Below are 14,939 nucleotides of genomic sequence, written 5' to 3'. Positions count from 1 at the left end.
CCGCAGTGGCGGCGCCGCCGAGGGTGCCGCGCAGGGTGCCGCGCTGACGTCCACCGACGTCATGCGGGACGCGCCGGTCATCCCCGTCATTGTCCTGAAAGACGTGGCCCATGCAGTGCCGATGGCACGCGCGCTGGTGGCGGGCGGCATCCGCATGCTGGAAGTGACCCTGCGCACCCCTCAGGCGCTGGCCTGCATGGAGGCCATTGCCCGCGAGGTGCCCGAGGCGGTGGTGGGCGCGGGCACCGTCCGCAGCGCTGCCGATGCACAAGCCGCGTCGCGCGCCGGGGCCCGCTTCGCCGTGAGCCCCGGCTTCACCCCGGCCGTGGGTCGCGCCTGCCGCGACCTGGGTCTGCCGCTGCTGCCAGGCGTGGCGACCGGCAGCGAAATCATGATGGCGCAGGAAGAGGGTTTCCATGCGCTGAAGTTCTTCCCCGCCGTGCAGGCCGGCGGGCTGGCGATGCTCAAGGCCTGGCAGGGCCCGTTCGGCGACGTGGTGTTCTGCCCTACAGGCGGCATCCAGCCAGGCAACGCGGCCGAGTTCCTGGCGCTCGGCAATGTGGCCTGCGTGGGCGGTTCCTGGCTGGTGCCGGGCGATGCGCTGGAGCAGGGCGACTGGGCACGGGTCACGGAACTGGCGAAGGCCGCCGCAGCCATGCGCCGCCAGGTTTGAACGAAATCGGTCGCTACCGCTTGTCAGTCAAGCGGTTTACGCTATGAATAACATAGCATTTTCGCCCTACCTCGCCAGCGCCGAGGCGGGCCCCCGCCGCTGTTTTTTGCATGAATTCTCTGACCATCCGCCCCGCAACCATCGAAGACACCGACCTGATCCTGCGGTTCGTACGCGATCTGGCCATCTACGAAAGGGCCGAGCACGAAGTACTCGCGACGCCTGAGCATTTGAAGCGCACGCTGTTCTGCGCTGAGCCGGCGGTGTTCGGATTGATCTGTCTGGACGGCGACCAGCCGGTCGGCTTCGCCGTCTACTTCTTCAACTTCTCCACCTGGCAAGGCCGCCACGGGCTTTACCTGGAAGACCTGTACGTGTCGCCGGAGTGCCGGGGCAAGGGAGCCGGCAAGGCCCTGCTGCAACACCTGGCGCGCATCGCTGTAGCCCGGGACTGCGGCCGCTTCGAATGGAGCGTTCTGGACTGGAACACGCCGTCCATCGCTTTCTACGACAGCCTGGGCGCCAAGCCGCAGACGGAGTGGATCCGGTACCGGTTGACCGGCGATGCGCTGCAGGCTCTGGCCGGCCAGGCTGCGGACTGAGGCCGTGCGGCTCGGGCCCGTGCCCGCACCTTGGCGGGCAGGGACGGCCCCCAAAAGGGATCTGTCGTGGAAGCAAGGGCGCATGTGCCAGGGTAGGGCGCATGTGCCAGGGTAGGGCGTGTGTGCCAGGGTAGGGCGTGTGGCGCCCTCGAAGGCCAGGCCCTGAAGTCGCCCCATCCCGCCGAGACGAACTGAGGTCAGCGCAGGCCGGTTCCGGCGCTCACGTCGCTCTTGCGCTCGATCAGCTCGATCTTGTAGCCGTCCGGATCGGTCACGAAAGCGATCACCGTCGAGCCCCCCTTGACCGGGCCGGCCTCGCGCGTCACGTTGCCGCCTGCGGCCTTGATCTTCTCGCACGCAGCGTAGGCGTCGGGTACGCCCAGGGCGATGTGGCCGTACGCCGTGCCCATGTCGTAGCTCTCGGTGCCCCAGTTGTAGGTCAGCTCGATCTCGGCCTGGCCCGGGTTGCCCCCCTCGAAGCCGAGAAACGCCAGCGAGTACTTGTACTCGGGGTTCTCGGACTGGCGCAACAGTTGCATTCCGAGCACCTGGGTGTAGAAGTCAATCGAGCGTTGAAGGTTGCCAACGCGCAGCATCGTGTGGAGGAATCTCATGACCGCGATTGTGCCGGCAACTCGAAGACCAGGCACGTCGTCGTGGCGTGGGCATAGAGCGTGCCGTCCGGCCCGAACAGGCGGGCATCGGCCGTTGCCAGCTGCCGGCCGCAGTGAATCACCCGGCCCTCCGCACGCACGCGCGCCACCCTGGGCGTCAGGGCCTTGACGATGTTCACGCTCAGCTCGGCGGTGGTGTAGGCACGACCGGCCGGCATGCGCGTGTGCACGGCGCAGCCCAACGCGGAGTCGAGCAGCGTGGCGAACCAACCCCCATGCACCGTGCCCATGGGATTCAGATGGGCGCCGCCCGGCGTGCCCTGGAAGATGGCCGAGCCTTCACCGACTTCCACCAACGAGAAGTCCAGCGTCTGGGTGATGGGCGGGAAAGGCAGCAGGCCCTCCAGCATCAGCTGCATGACCTCCAGCCCGGTCTTTCCGGCGATCTGCTCCGGTGTGGCGACACCGGCGCCGGGCCCCGCCTTCATCCGCTGCAGGACTGCCTCTTCCTGTGCGATCCATTGAGTCAACGCATCTTCTGTCGCCATGCCGGCCTCCTTTGTTGCATATACAAGTGTTGCATATACAATCATATGCCATGAGCGACACGTCCAAGCCCCGCGGCTGCACCAACTTCAAATTGCGCCAGATCACGCGCCTGGTCACACAGCGGTATGACACCGAGCTGGGCAAGACCGGGCTCAAAACCACGCAGTACTCGCTGCTGTCGCACATCCACAGCCTGGGCCCGGTGCGGCCGGGCGAGCTGGCACGCGCCATGCGCATGGACGCATCGACGCTCACACGCAACCTGCGGCCGCTGCAGGACGCCGGCTGGGTCGAGGTGGCTGCTGGTGACGACGCGCGCAGCCGCAGCGTGCAACTGACCGAATCAGGCCGCGCCAAGCGCCAGGAAGCACAGCGCCACTGGCGCATGGCGCAAGAGGCACTGAACGAGCGTCTGGGCGTGGAGCATGTGGCGGCGCTGCATGCGCTGCTGGACGACACCGTGCGGTTGCTGGACGCGGATGCCGGTGCAGCCGCCGATGCCGATGCCGATGCCGCCACCGCCGCGCGGCCCTGACACAGACCCTTGGATTGGAGTGGCCATGTCTCTCGGCGTCCTTGTCTCCAGCCCGGCCTCGGCTCCGCCAACTACCGAGGCTCCCGAGCTCGACCCGCGAACGCGCCGCATGCTGGAGGCGCCGCTGGCGCCCTTGCTGCTCCGCATGGCGGCGCCCAACATACTGATCATGGTGGCGCAGGCCTCAGCGGGCCTGATCGAAACCTGGTTCGTCGGCCGCCTGGGTACCGACGCGCTGGCGGGCATGGCCCTGGTTTTCCCTGTCGTCATGCTGATGCAGATGACCTCGGCGGGTGCAATGGGAGGCGCCATCGCATCCGCCATCGCGCGCGCACTGGGCCGGCGCGACCGGGCCCAGGCCGAGTCGCTGGCCTGGGCGGGGGTGTGGATCGCCGTGGCCTTCGGCATTTTTTTCACCCTGGCTCTGTGGTGGGGTGGGGCAGCGCTGTACCGGTCCATGGGCGGGGAGGGCGCGTCGCTGCAGGCCGCGCTGACCTATTCCCATGTGGTGTTCGGAGCCGCCGTCCTGGTCTGGCTCTTCAACGCGCTGTCGGCGGTGGTGCGCGGCACCGGCAACATGGCGCTGCCCGCCCAAGTCACCACGGTGGGGACCGTGCTGCTGCTGCCGCTGTCGCCTTTGCTGATCTTCGGCTGGGGCCCGGTCCCCGCGATGGGTATCGCAGGGGGAGCGTTGGCGCTGGTGCTCTACTACCTTGGAGGCACGCTGGCGTTGTGGACCTATCTGCGGTCGCCGCACAGCCTGTTGCGGCTGACGCGGCAGGGGCTTCAGTGGCGTCGAGCGTTGTTTGGAAGCATATTGAGCGTGGGCCTGGCAGCCGCCGTTTCCACCCTGGCCACCAACCTCACCATCGGCATCGCCACCGGGCTGGTCGGGCACTTCGGGCCCGCCGCCATTGCAGGCTACGGCACGGCTTCCCGTCTTGAATACATCCTGGTGCCGCTGGTGTTCGGGCTGGGCGCGCCGCTGGTGACCCTGGTCGGTACCTGTCTGGGTGCGGGCGACCGCGATCGCGCCATGCGAGCCACCTGGATCGGCGCAGGCGTGGCGTTCGCATTGACCGAAACCATCGGCCTGATCGCTGCGCTTTTTCCTCACGCCTGGCTCGGCCTTTTCGGATCGGACCCCGCCATGCTGGAAACGGGCGCCCAGTACCTGCGGATCGTGGGTCCGGTGTACGGCTTCTTCGGCATCGGCCTGGCGCTGTACTTCGCGTCCCAGGGCGCAGGCAAGCTGGCGTGGCCCGTCGGCGGCAACGTCGCGCGGTTGCTGGTGGCCGGCGTCGGCGGCTGGTGGTCGCTTCAATCCGGCGGAACCTTGTCGCAGGTTTTTGCAGCGCAGGCGGTGGCGCTGGTGGTCTACGGATCGATGAATGCATTGGCGGTCGCCGGCGGCGTGTGGTTCGGTCGCCTCAGCTGGACTTGGCCGGGGATACGGCGCGGCTAGGCGGGCGTGGCCGACGACGCGGGCGTGATGGCGCCGGGTAGCGCTTCGGCTGGCTGATGCGACGCGGGGTAGCGCCTTGCAGCGCGGCCAATACGACTAGATACGATGTATATTATGTCAAATACCCCTAGTATGGTTGGCAACCAGCGGGGTATCTCTGCGTCGGCACCGATGGATCTCGGCGCTAACCCCATTCGGCTCATCCAGACGCCAAGGCGCAGATGGCATGACCCCGCGGGTCGATGAACCGGCGCATCCCAGCCGTGTTTCGCGTCCGCAGGTCGTGCAGCTGTCCCGTCGCACATGACCACATGACGATGTGACTGCATTCCCGCCGTACCGCTCTACCGCTTCACACGCACCCTGCGCGGTCGCGGATTCACCCGGGCGGCTTCGGTAGGACTGGGCGGAAGCCGGTCCCGCAATTCGTTCAGCAGTGAAAGCATGTGCTGCTCGCGCTCCTGCAGCCTGAGCTGGAGGCTCAGGCGGTCGTCATGGCTTGCCTGCAGCTCTTTGGTGAGTTGCGCGGTTTGCGACTGCAGCGCACCGAGCTGGTTCTCCAGGTCTCGACTCCGCTCGAGGGCGTCCGAGAGGGACTTCGCCGACTTTCGGGACTCGCTTTCAAGCTGCTGGGCGAGTCGTTTCGATTCCTGCCGGGCCCGATCCACCTCCGCGTGCAGCCGCCGTTCCTGCGCATGGGCTCGCTCCTCAAGCCGGGATCGTTCGGCGTGCTGCTCGATTTCCCGGGCGGCCTGGCTGCGGTGGGCGGCCTCTGCGGCCTGGCGGAGCTGCTGACACTCGGCGCTGGCGCGCTCCAGCTGCCGCTGGCCGTCCAGCAACTGTTGCTGGAGCGACTCGTTCAACCGGCCCAGTTCCGCGATCTGCTGGTCCTTGGCCTGCATGGCCAGGGCGTACGCGGCGCTGCGGTCTTCCAGCCGCCGGGCGTCCTGCTGGAGTGCATCGCGTGCCTGCGCCAGCGCTTCGGCCTGCGCGGCGAGGTCTGCCTTCGCCGTCGCAATCTGATCGGAGGCCTGCTCTTCGGCTTGCTTCAACGCCCTCCCCCACAAGACTTGCGCGGCCCGCGCCACGGGGCCCGGCAGGCCCGATGCGGATTCCACAGAACCGGCCTCGGCCGCCTCCGGCGTTCGCAACCGCTGGGCGAGCGAGCCGTACCAGCTGTCGAGCATTGGGCCCACGGTGTTTGGGGATCCGCGCCCCAGGTGTTGACGGACCCGCTCGATGGTGGGCCGCTCCCCCAGCGCCAAGACGGCATCCGCTGCCGCCCACACGTCTTCCGACTGCACCCCGCGCGGGCCCCGAACGATTCTCGACTGCATGCCTGTCACCTCCATCTTTTTTACCCACGATAATCGTTGTTTATCGCGATCTAAACATTGAATGTGTATTTTATACTACGTAGCATGTATTGTTTACAATGCATTGATTGAAATCCCATCCCTGTTCCCATGCTTTTGCCCGCTCTACCGCTGCTCCCTGCCCTGGAGCCCTCCACCCTGTCGACGGTGACGGCCGAGGCCGTCGAGGCGCTGCTGCGCGAGGGCGAGTCGGTGAACACCCTCGCCAGCTACCGTTCCGCGCTGCGCTACTGGGCGGCCTGGTTCGGGCTGCGTTACGGGCAAGCCATCGCCCTTCCGCTGCCGCCGGCGGTGGTGCTGCAGTTCATCGTGGACCATGCCGAGCGCACCACGCCGGACGGCCTGACCAGTGACCTGCCCTCCTCTGTGGACCACGCCTTGGTGAGCGGCGGTTTCAAGGGCAAGCCCGGACCGATGGCGCTCAACACCCTCGTGCACCGGATCGCCGTGCTGTCCAAGGCGCACCGGCGGCGCGACGTGAAGAACCCCTGCCAGGACCCTCAGGTGCGAAATCTGCTGACCAAAATCCGGCGCGCGTACGGCAAGCGCGGGGCGCTGCCGCAGAAGAAGGACGCGCTCACCAAGGATCCCCTGCTGGCCATGCTGGATACGTGCGACGACTCGCTCAAGGGCCTGCGCGACCGTGCCCTCCTCCTCTTCGCATGGGCGTCCGGCGGTCGCCGCCGCTCGGAGGTGTCCGGCGCGCTCATGAAACATCTGCGCCGCGCAGGCCCCCACAGCTTCACCTACACCCTGCACCACTCCAAGAGCAACCAGTCCGCGACCGACCGCCCCGAGAACCACAAGCCCCTGGAGGGCATGGCGGGCGAGGCGCTCCAGGCCTGGCTGGACGCCTCGCTCATTCAGGACGGGACGATCTTTCGCCAGGTGCGCAAGGGCGGCCATCTGGGCGAGCCGCTGTCGCCGGCCGCAGTGCGAGACATCGTCCGGGCCCGCGCCAAGCTGGCCGGCCTGCCCGACGTGTTCTCGGCGCACTCCCTGCGCTCCGGCTTCGTGACCGAAGCTGCAGTGCAAAAAGTGCCGCTGGCCGACACCATGGCCATGACCGGGCACCGGAGCGTGGCCAGCGTGGTGGCGTACTACCGGCCCTCCAAGGACAACCCCGGAGCCAAGCTGCTCTGAGCCGAGGCATGGCAGCGTTGGTTGGCGCGCGTCGCCTAGAACCTGCTCGACCCAGGCGGTCGCTCGCGGGCAGGTTCCCACCCGTTGCTGCTGAATCGTGAGGCGGGCAGGCGGGCGCCGCAAGGCCCGTCCAGACCGCCCCGCCACACCGGGGCAACTCGCGAGAGCGGGCTGCTGCCTCTTTAGCCTCGCCCAGCTTGGGCAGCCCAGGCTGGGGCGCGCCGATCGGCCAGGACCACCGAACCCGCGCATCAGCGCAGTTATCATCCCGGCCGATGCGTCGCGCCTGGGTCCACCGTTTCATAGCGCTGCTGTGGCTGGCCCTGGGCAGCACGGCGTTATTGCCCTGGGCGCATGAACTGACGCACCTGGCGGGTCACGCCACGACCGGCACGGCACTGCGACTGTCGGCGCCTCTGCTGGCCGCAGCTTCGGCAACCGCTGCCACGCTTTCGGATGAAATCGCTGCGGAAGGCGCTGCGCGGGGCACCGAAGCCCCACCGGCCGAATCCGGGCACGCACACACGGCGGACGCCTGCCTGGTCTGCGCCCACCTGGCAAGTCAGCATCTCTCCAGCGGCGCAGACGCTGCGCCCGGCAGCGCCACCGCTTTCCAGCCGCCGGCGCCGAGCGACGTCGCTCGCGCCCTCCACACCGAGCCTGCATGGCTCACCCCGGCCTCCCGGGCCCCTCCCTCTTTGCCCGCCTGACTTCGACCGCGCCCATTCGCTCCCGATGACTGACGGAGTGCCGGTGCCGCCTGCAGCCGATTCCGCGCCCCTGGCGCACGGCTCGCAGCCGGCTGCCTGCGGGCGCGCGGTGATTCGTTCATGGAGTGGGGCTGCCGGCCCCGGGAGTTTTTCGTGTCTTATTCTTTCTACATGCGGCCCATCGTCGTGGCGGCCGCCATCGCCTGCCTTCACACCGCCGCACGCGCCGAGGGCGAACCGGTCGTCACGCTGGGCGAGGTGCCAGTGCATTCGGGTGCCGGTGGCGCCCTGTCACCCACCAGCCTGCTCACGTCGGTCGACATCCTCGGCGCCGACAAGATCGAGGACAAGAACGTGATGCAAAGCTGGGAACTGCTGGGCCAGTTGCCCGGCGTGCAGCTCACCGAGACCCGCATGGGCGCCGAGTCGGGCAAGGCCACCTTCCGCGCGTTCAATGGCGAGGGCTACATCAACGGCATCAAGGTGCTGATCGACGGCATTCCCAGCAACGTCAACAGCGGCAACCAGCGGTTCATGGACATGATCTTTCCGCTGGAACTCGACTACATCGAGGTGGTGCGCGGCACCAACGACCCACGCTACGGGCTGCACAACATCGGTGGGAACATCAATTTCGGGACCCGTCAAGGGGGCGACTACACCGACGCCCGCGCCACCGTGGGCAGCCATGGCACCCGCGAGGTGCAGATGGCCGTGGGCCGCGAGTCCGAAGGATTCGCCCAGAACTATTTTGTGGCGCACCAGGTATCGGACGGCAGCCGCGCGCATTCCGACTCCGAGAAATACTCGCTGGGTGGCAAGTGGTTCCTGACCTCCAGCGATGGCCGGCTCAAGGCCGGGGCCGTCGCGCGCCTCTATTCGCACAAGGCAGAGGAACCCGGTTTCATGACGGCCACGCAGATGCAGCAGGACCGCCGGCAGTCGGCCCTGCACAACGCCCATGACGCCGACGACCGGCGCATGCATCACCTGAGCCTGCACCTGGACTGGCAGGCCACCCCGGCCCTGTTTCTGAACACCAGGCTCTACTTCAACCACTACGACGACGACCGCCGGGTCACCTTCACCGACAGCCCTGCGCGCAGCCTGAACAACCTGCCCCGCCAGCGCCGGGTGTGGGACGAGGACCAGACCGGTCTGATGAGCACGGCCACCTGGCGTGCCAACGACGCCTGGACGGTGGATGGCGGCATCCAGCTGGAACACCAGAAGAACCTGTACCAGCGCCTGCGCTACGCCTACGCCGTGCCCACCCACTTCGAGAACCCGACCCACGTGTCGAACGACGATCGGTACACGCTGGACAACGTGGGGCTCTACCTGCAGGGCATCTACAAGGCGAGCGACCGGCTCAAGATCATTCCGGGCGTACGGCTGGACAAGTTCAACGGCCATGCGTCGCTGAGCCCGAGCGGTGTCACCGGGCCGCTGCAGGACTACGGCTGGATCAAGCAGCCCAAGCTCAGCATGGTCTACAGCGTGAGCGAAGCCGCCAGCGTCTATGCCAACTGGGGCCGCACTTTCCAGATCCTGACCGGCTCACGGGCGCCGGCCTACATCACCTCGGGGGGCCAGGAAACGTTCGCGCCCTCCATCAACACCGGGGTAGAGGTCGGCGTGAAGTACAAGCCCTCTGCGCGCACCGATCTGAGGGTGGCCGTATGGCAGCAGGACGCGACCGACGAAGTGGCCAACATGCCCAGCACGGGCACCAACGTGGCGCTGGGCGCCACCCGTCGCCGGGGCGTGGACCTGCAGGCATCCACGCGCGTGGGCTCCGCAGTCACGCTCTGGGCGTCGCATTCGATCCAGGAAGCCAAGGTGCGCCGGGGCTTCACGGCCTCCGGTACCTCACTGGCGGGCAAGGAAGTGTTCTCCACGCCTCGCCACATCAGCAACGCCGGTGCGGACTACCAGGTGACCGAACCACTCCGACTTGGCTTGCAGGCACGGGCGCAAGGCAGCTACTTCATCGACGACCTGAACGCCCAGGGCAAGTTTGGCGAGTTCGTGCTGCTGGATTTCAACGCCAGGTATGCACTCTCCAAAGCCGTCAGCGTCGATCTGCAGGTGAAGAACATCACCAACCGAAAGTTCGCCTACGTCTGGTGGGACAACTTCTTCTGGCCTGCCGGCAGCGCGCAGCCCAGCTTCTCGCCCGACGCGGGTCGCACGGCCTATGTTTCGCTGAACGTGAAGTGGTAAGGCGGCTGACCCGCTGACTGCGTGGTGGTGTGGTGGCGTGGTGGCGGAGCGGATTCAGCGCTGAGCCACGCGCGCCACAGGAGGCAAGAAGCGCGGCGGGGTACCACCGTCCCGGCCGCAGGGGCCGACGTCAGGTTCGAGCCGTTGGCCGACAGGAACAGGCGACTTCAGATCCGAGCCTGGTCGGGAAAAGACGGTGACGATGCCGGCAGAACCTGATGAGGAAGACCATGCCCCAAGCCAAATCCGCCGCAGTCGAAGAAGCCGAGAAAAAAGTGGCCGCCGTGCTCGACGACCTGGAGCAGACCACCCACACCGAGGTGCAGAAGCTGCAACTGGAAGACGTCGTCGCCTCGGACGCAGTCACCGGAAAACCCCTGGTTCAGAAGGCCGTGGATATCACGGTCAAGGAAAAGCCCGAGCGGAAGTGGTCGCGCTGATCCCACGCGCAGGCTGATCGACGAGGGCGCACCTCGGCACCGCGCCGGTATGCGGCCGGCATCCCAGCGCCCCGCTGGCCCTGGCGGCTGATCAGCTCGCGGAAGATGGCTGCGTGGATTGCGCCGGCAGGCTGCCAGACGCCATGCCCGCCAGCGCCTTCACGGCCTCGTCACGCGATGCCCACTGCTGGTCGGGCATGGGCAGATTGTGGCCATCCACCTGGGCTTGCGAGAAGTAATAGCGGCCGTCGTCCCGCAGGCACAGCATGCCGGAATAGGTGGCCCCATCGGCCACGCCGAAGACGGTTTCCTGCTGGGCGGAAGCGGATGTGGTGGATTTCATGGGCGGGCTCCCTGGGAACAGATGGTGTGTCGAGGATCCACCCCATTGTGCAAACGACCGCAATGCGCAGGCGTAGGCCGATTGCGCGCCCTGGCGCGCGGGGCGGCCCAGGCACCTCGGTACAGCCCGCGTCGCGGTACCGCCTGCCCTCAGGCGCCGGCTCCCGCAGGGCGATGGCCCGGCAGACCGAGCTTGGCGAGCAACGCCACGTCGGCCTCGACATCCGGATTGCCGGTCACCAGCAGCTTGTCACCGTAGAAGATCGAATTGGCGCCCGCCATGAAGCACAGCGCCTGCACGGCTTCGCCCATCTGCTGGCGACCGGCGGACAGCCGCACCCGCGCACGGGGCATGGTGATGCGGGCGACGGCAATGACGCGCACGAAGTCGAACGGGTCGACCGGCTCGCTGTCCGCCAGCGGTGTGCCCGGAACCCGCACCAGGCTGTTGATCGGCACCGATTCAGGGTAAGGATTCAGGTTCGCCAACTGGGCGATCAGGCCGGCGCGATGCACTGGCGCCTCGCCCATGCCGATGATGCCGCCGCAGCACACGCTGATGCCGGCAGCGCGAACGTGCGAGAGCGTGTCCAGCCGGTCCTGGTACTGGCGCGTGCTGACCACGTCGGTGTAGTACTCGGGTGCAGTGTCCAGGTTGTGGTTGTAGTAGTCCAGCCCTGCGTCGCGCAGCGCGGTGGCCTGATGGGATTCGAGCATGCCCAGCGTGGCGCAGGTCTGCATGCCAAGGCGTTTCACAGCCCCGATCAACTCGCCCATTTTCTCGATGTCGCGGTCCTTCGGCGCGCGCCAGGCGGCGCCCATGCAAAAGCGGGTGGCGCCCGCATCCTTGGCAGCCTGCGCGGCGGCCGTCACCTCTTGCACGCTCATCAGCTTTTGCGCCTTCACGCCGGTGTCGAACTCGGCGGACTGCGGGCAGTACCCGCAGTTTTCGGGGCACCCGCCGGTCTTGACCGACAACAGGGTGGCGAGCTCGACGTCGCCCGCGGGCCAATGCTCCCGGTGTACGGTCTGCGCCTGAAAGAGCAAGTCCATGAAGGGCTTGTCGAGCAGCGCCTGAATGGCGTCGATCGTCCAGGGGCCGGACGGCGCAGACGCTGCGGCAGCGGGCCGGCGGTGCAGTTGCACGGCGGCGGCCGGAGCCTGGCTGAGGGCAGCGGCAGCGTTTTCGTGGGCAGGGGGCGTGGCGGTGAGGGTCATGACAGCAGTACTCGTCTACGGTGCGGTTGCGCCGCGCGGACCAGGGTGCGCGGCACGAGATGGGCGGATTCTGTGGCAGAAAAAGCGGGCGATCCAGGTCCGGGCCTCAGAAACACGGGGCCCGAAGACCGTCGTCAACGTCGGCCAATTCGCGTGGTGGGTTGACGCGATTAAGCAGCTCGTTGCCAGAAGATCGAAGGCAGTTGCACACACCCGCAAGCGGCTGAATGCAAGTGCGGGGAAAAACACCGCTTATGCCGGCAACCCGCCAGTGCGCTGCCGCCTGGCTGAGCGAAGATGACGAACGTTTACCGCGCGCCTGCCGGGCGGCCGATCAACCCAGCGCCGAAATAACCTCGGCCGGGGCTTGCACCAGCTCGACCAGCACCCCCTCGCCCGCAATCGGGAACTCTTCGTTGCTTTTGGGGTGCAGGAAGGTGATGTCGTGGCCGGCAGCCCCTTTGCGGATGCCTCCCGGAGCGAAGCGCACGCCGCGCGCCGTCAGCCATTCCACCGCAGCCGGCAGGTCGTCGATCCAGAGGCCCACATGGTTCAGCGGCGTGGCATGCACTGCGGGCTTGGCGTTCGGGTCCAGGGGCTGCATCAAGTCCACCTCCACCGCATGCGCGCCCTGCCCCATGGCCAGAATGTCCTCGTCCACGTTCTCGCGCTCGCTGCGGAAGGTGCCTGTCTGCCGCAGGCCCAACATGTCGACCCACAGGGTCTTGAGCCTGTCCTTGTCGGTGCCGCCAAGGGCGATTTGCTGGATGCCCAGCACTTTGAAGGGCCGCGGCCCGGCCAGGGTCGCGGCCGGACTGCCAGAGGGTGTGGTGTTCACGATGATGACTCCGATGCTATCGATTACATAGCGGCCAGCGCAGGCGGGATCGGCGCTGACAGCCAAAATGACTGGAAATTCACTCGAACTCGACGATCACCTGGTCCACCGCGAGCGACTCGCCCTTGCCTGCCAGCACCTTGGACACCACCCCGTCCTGCGCGGCGAAAAGAATGTTTTCCATCTTCATGGCCTCGATCACCGCGAGCTTCTCGCCCGCCTGCACCTTCTGGCCCGGCTCCACGGCCACCTGCACCAGCAGCCCGGGCATGGGCGAGAGAAGGAACTTGCTCAGATCGGGCGGCGCCTTGTAGGGCATCAGGCGGTGCAGCTCCGCTCCCATCGGCGACAGCACCATCGCATCGATCTGCGTGCCGTTGTGTGCGATGCGCAGCGCCAGCGGGTTGCGCGCCGTGCCGCGCTCCACCTGCGCCGTGAACGCGGCTCCGTTGCACTGCCCCTGCACGCGGATCTCGCCCAAGGTCGCACTGCTACTGATTTGATAGCTATTGCCCCCCACGGATACTGCGCTGGAGCCCGATTTGCCTTCAAAGTCGGTGACGGACACCTCATGGTGCTGGTGCTGGCCGTCGGCGCCGAGCACCACGACCACGAAGCGCTCGCCCACCTTCACGTTGTGCCCGGCCAGCTGGCCGCTGATGCCGGAGGCCCGCGCCCGGTAGCGGCGGTTCATGAATGCGGCCAGGGCCACTAGGAAGAGCGGATCGTCGTGCGGCACGTCTTCTGCATGGAAGCCCTGGGCGTAATGTTCCGCGATGAAGCCGGTGTTGAAGTCGCCGGAAACGAATCGGGGGTGGGCCAGCAGCGCCGCCTGGAAAGGGATGTTGCTGCTGATGCCGCGAATCACGAAGCCGTTCAGCGCGGCACGCATCTTGTGGATGGCATCGTCACGGTCGATGCCATGCACGATCAGCTTGGCAATCATCGAGTCGTAGTACATCGGGATCTCACCGCCCTCGTACACGCCGGTGTCGACCCGCACCCCGTAGCCCGTCGTGCCCGCCTCGCGCGCTGGCGCCTCGGCCGCGCGGGCGGCCGGGCTCGCCGCCCTATCCCCGACGCCACCGGCGAACAGGGTCTGCGCCGGCGGCTGGAACTTCACCAGCCGGCCCGTGGAGGGCAGGAAGTTGCGGAACGGGTCCTCGGCGTTGATGCGGCACTCGATGGCCCAGCCGTCGCGCTTCACGTCTGCCTGGGTCAGCGGCAGGGGCTCGCCCGCCGCAACCCGGATCATCAGCTCCACCAGGTCCAGCCCGGTGATGCATTCGGTCACCGGGTGTTCCACCTGGAGGCGGGTGTTCATCTCCAGGAAGTAGAAGTCCTGGTCCTTGCCGACCACGAACTCCACCGTGCCGGCCGACTGGTACTTCACCGCCTTGGCCAGCGCCACGGCCTGCTCGCCCATCGCCTTGCGGGTCGCGTCGCTGATGAAGGGCGACGGGGCCTCCTCGATCACCTTCTGGTGCCGGCGCTGGATGGAGCATTCGCGCTCGTTCAGGTAGATGACGTTGCCCTGCGAATCGCCCAGCACCTGGATCTCGATGTGGCGCGGCTGCTGCACGAACTTCTCGATGAAGATCCGGTCGTCACCGAAGGAGTTGCGGGCCTCGTTCTGGCAGGCGGCGAAGCCCTCCAGCGCCTCCTTGTCGTCATGCGCCACGCGAAGGCCCTTGCCGCCGCCGCCCGCCGAGGCCTTGATCATCACCGGGTAGCCGATGTCCCGCGCAATCTGCACCGCCCGCTCGGCCGATTCGATCGCATCGTTCCAGCCGGGGATGGTGTTGACCTTCGCCTCGTTGGCCAGCTTCTTCGAGGCGATCTTGTCGCCCATGGCCGCGATGGAGTGCGCCTTGGGCCCGATGAAGGCGATGCCCTTGTCTTCGCAGCGCTGGGCGAAGGCCTCGTTTTCACTCAGGAACCCGTAGCCCGGGTGGATGGCCTGCGCGCCGGTCTGCTTGGCGGCCGCGATGATCTTCTCGCCCAGCAGGTAAGACTCGCGCGAGGGCGCGGCGCCGATGTGGACGGCCTCGTCGGCCAGCTTGACGTGGCGCGCTTCCCTGTCCGCATCGGAAAACACCGCCACGGTGGCGATGCCCATCTTCTTGGCGGTGACGATGACCCGGCATGCGATTTCGCCCCGGTTGGCGATCAGGATTTTGGTGAACATGGTGTTGGGAGATGGAGGGT

Annotated in this window: 14 protein-coding genes; 7 read left to right on the top strand and 7 right to left on the bottom strand. The window is 67.2% G+C overall.

Annotated features, from left to right (window positions below; genetic code table 11):
* Positions 1-43 precede the first annotated feature (43 nt).
* Positions 44-673, top strand: coding sequence for a bifunctional 4-hydroxy-2-oxoglutarate aldolase/2-dehydro-3-deoxy-phosphogluconate aldolase (eda, locus tag ASF94_RS08375; RefSeq protein ID WP_255355239.1), 630 nt, complete (start codon positions 44-46; stop codon positions 671-673).
* Between the two features lie 110 nt (positions 674-783).
* Positions 784-1,275, top strand: a complete 492-nt coding sequence (locus tag ASF94_RS08370; RefSeq protein ID WP_056664238.1) for a GNAT family N-acetyltransferase — start codon at positions 784-786, stop codon at positions 1,273-1,275.
* Positions 1,276-1,472: 197 nt separating this feature from the next.
* Here ASF94_RS08370 and gloA read toward each other — a convergent pair whose 3' ends face one another.
* Positions 1,473-1,889 carry a lactoylglutathione lyase gene (gene gloA / locus ASF94_RS08365; RefSeq protein WP_056664234.1) on the bottom strand — a complete coding sequence of 139 codons (417 nt, stop codon included), beginning with the start codon at positions 1,887-1,889 and terminating at the stop codon, positions 1,473-1,475.
* On the bottom strand, positions 1,886-2,437 hold the full coding sequence (locus ASF94_RS08360) for a PaaI family thioesterase (RefSeq protein ID WP_082493081.1): 552 nt from the start codon (positions 2,435-2,437) through the stop codon (positions 1,886-1,888). The genes gloA and ASF94_RS08360 overlap by 4 nt, the downstream gene beginning before the upstream one ends.
* Before the next feature lie 50 nt (positions 2,438-2,487).
* Here ASF94_RS08360 and ASF94_RS08355 point away from each other — a divergent pair, with 50 nt between their 5' ends.
* Both ASF94_RS08355 and ASF94_RS08350 read left to right on the top strand, forming a co-directional pair.
* Entirely contained in the window at positions 2,488-2,973 is a 486-nt protein-coding gene (locus ASF94_RS08355; protein ID WP_056664228.1) for a MarR family winged helix-turn-helix transcriptional regulator, read from the top strand.
* 109 nt (positions 2,974-3,082) lie between these two features.
* Positions 3,083-4,438 carry an MATE family efflux transporter gene (locus ASF94_RS08350; protein ID WP_056664226.1) on the top strand — a complete coding sequence of 452 codons (1,356 nt, stop codon included), beginning with the start codon at positions 3,083-3,085 and terminating at the stop codon, positions 4,436-4,438.
* Between the two features lie 344 nt (positions 4,439-4,782).
* Here the strand turns inward: ASF94_RS08350 and ASF94_RS08345 are convergent, their stop codons facing one another.
* Positions 4,783-5,775: a DNA-binding protein gene (locus ASF94_RS08345; RefSeq protein WP_056664890.1), complete on the bottom strand. Its 993-nt coding sequence runs from the start codon at positions 5,773-5,775 to the stop codon at positions 4,783-4,785.
* A 129-nt stretch (positions 5,776-5,904) separates the two neighbouring features.
* Here ASF94_RS08345 and ASF94_RS08340 point away from each other — a divergent pair, with 129 nt between their 5' ends.
* The 3 genes from ASF94_RS08340 to ASF94_RS08330 all read left to right on the top strand — a co-directional run bounded on the left by ASF94_RS08340 (position 5,905) and on the right by ASF94_RS08330 (position 10,333).
* The gene (locus tag ASF94_RS08340; RefSeq protein ID WP_056664223.1) at positions 5,905-6,957 is read left to right on the top strand and encodes a site-specific integrase; all 1,053 of its coding nucleotides are present in this window, start codon (positions 5,905-5,907) and stop codon (positions 6,955-6,957) included.
* Positions 6,958-7,820: 863 nt separating this feature from the next.
* Entirely contained in the window at positions 7,821-9,893 is a 2,073-nt protein-coding gene (locus ASF94_RS08335; RefSeq protein WP_235505301.1) for a TonB-dependent receptor, read from the top strand.
* A 230-nt stretch (positions 9,894-10,123) separates the two neighbouring features.
* Positions 10,124-10,333: a hypothetical protein gene (locus ASF94_RS08330; RefSeq protein ID WP_235505300.1), complete on the top strand. Its 210-nt coding sequence runs from the start codon at positions 10,124-10,126 to the stop codon at positions 10,331-10,333.
* A 91-nt stretch (positions 10,334-10,424) separates the two neighbouring features.
* On the opposite strand, the gene ASF94_RS08325 is transcribed toward ASF94_RS08330, so the two are convergent.
* From ASF94_RS08325 to ASF94_RS08310, 4 genes are all read right to left on the bottom strand, one after another.
* Complete coding sequence (locus ASF94_RS08325) at positions 10,425-10,676, bottom strand: hypothetical protein (RefSeq protein WP_056664218.1); 252 nt, start codon at positions 10,674-10,676, stop codon at positions 10,425-10,427.
* A gap of 149 nt (positions 10,677-10,825) precedes the next feature.
* On the bottom strand, positions 10,826-11,893 hold the full coding sequence (gene bioB, locus ASF94_RS08320; RefSeq protein WP_056664215.1) for a biotin synthase BioB: 1,068 nt from the start codon (positions 11,891-11,893) through the stop codon (positions 10,826-10,828).
* A gap of 334 nt (positions 11,894-12,227) precedes the next feature.
* On the bottom strand, positions 12,228-12,695 hold the full coding sequence (locus tag ASF94_RS08315) for a VOC family protein (protein ID WP_056664888.1): 468 nt from the start codon (positions 12,693-12,695) through the stop codon (positions 12,228-12,230).
* A gap of 115 nt (positions 12,696-12,810) precedes the next feature.
* The gene (locus ASF94_RS08310; protein ID WP_056664212.1) at positions 12,811-14,919 is read right to left on the bottom strand and encodes an acetyl/propionyl/methylcrotonyl-CoA carboxylase subunit alpha; all 2,109 of its coding nucleotides are present in this window, start codon (positions 14,917-14,919) and stop codon (positions 12,811-12,813) included.
* Between the last annotated feature and the right edge of the window lie 20 nt (positions 14,920-14,939).

It is taken from the genome of Acidovorax sp. Leaf160 (assembly GCF_001424265.1).
In the GTDB taxonomy this organism is placed as follows: domain Bacteria; phylum Pseudomonadota; class Gammaproteobacteria; order Burkholderiales; family Burkholderiaceae_C; genus Paracidovorax.
This window is presented reverse-complemented; position numbering and strand designations above follow the sequence as displayed.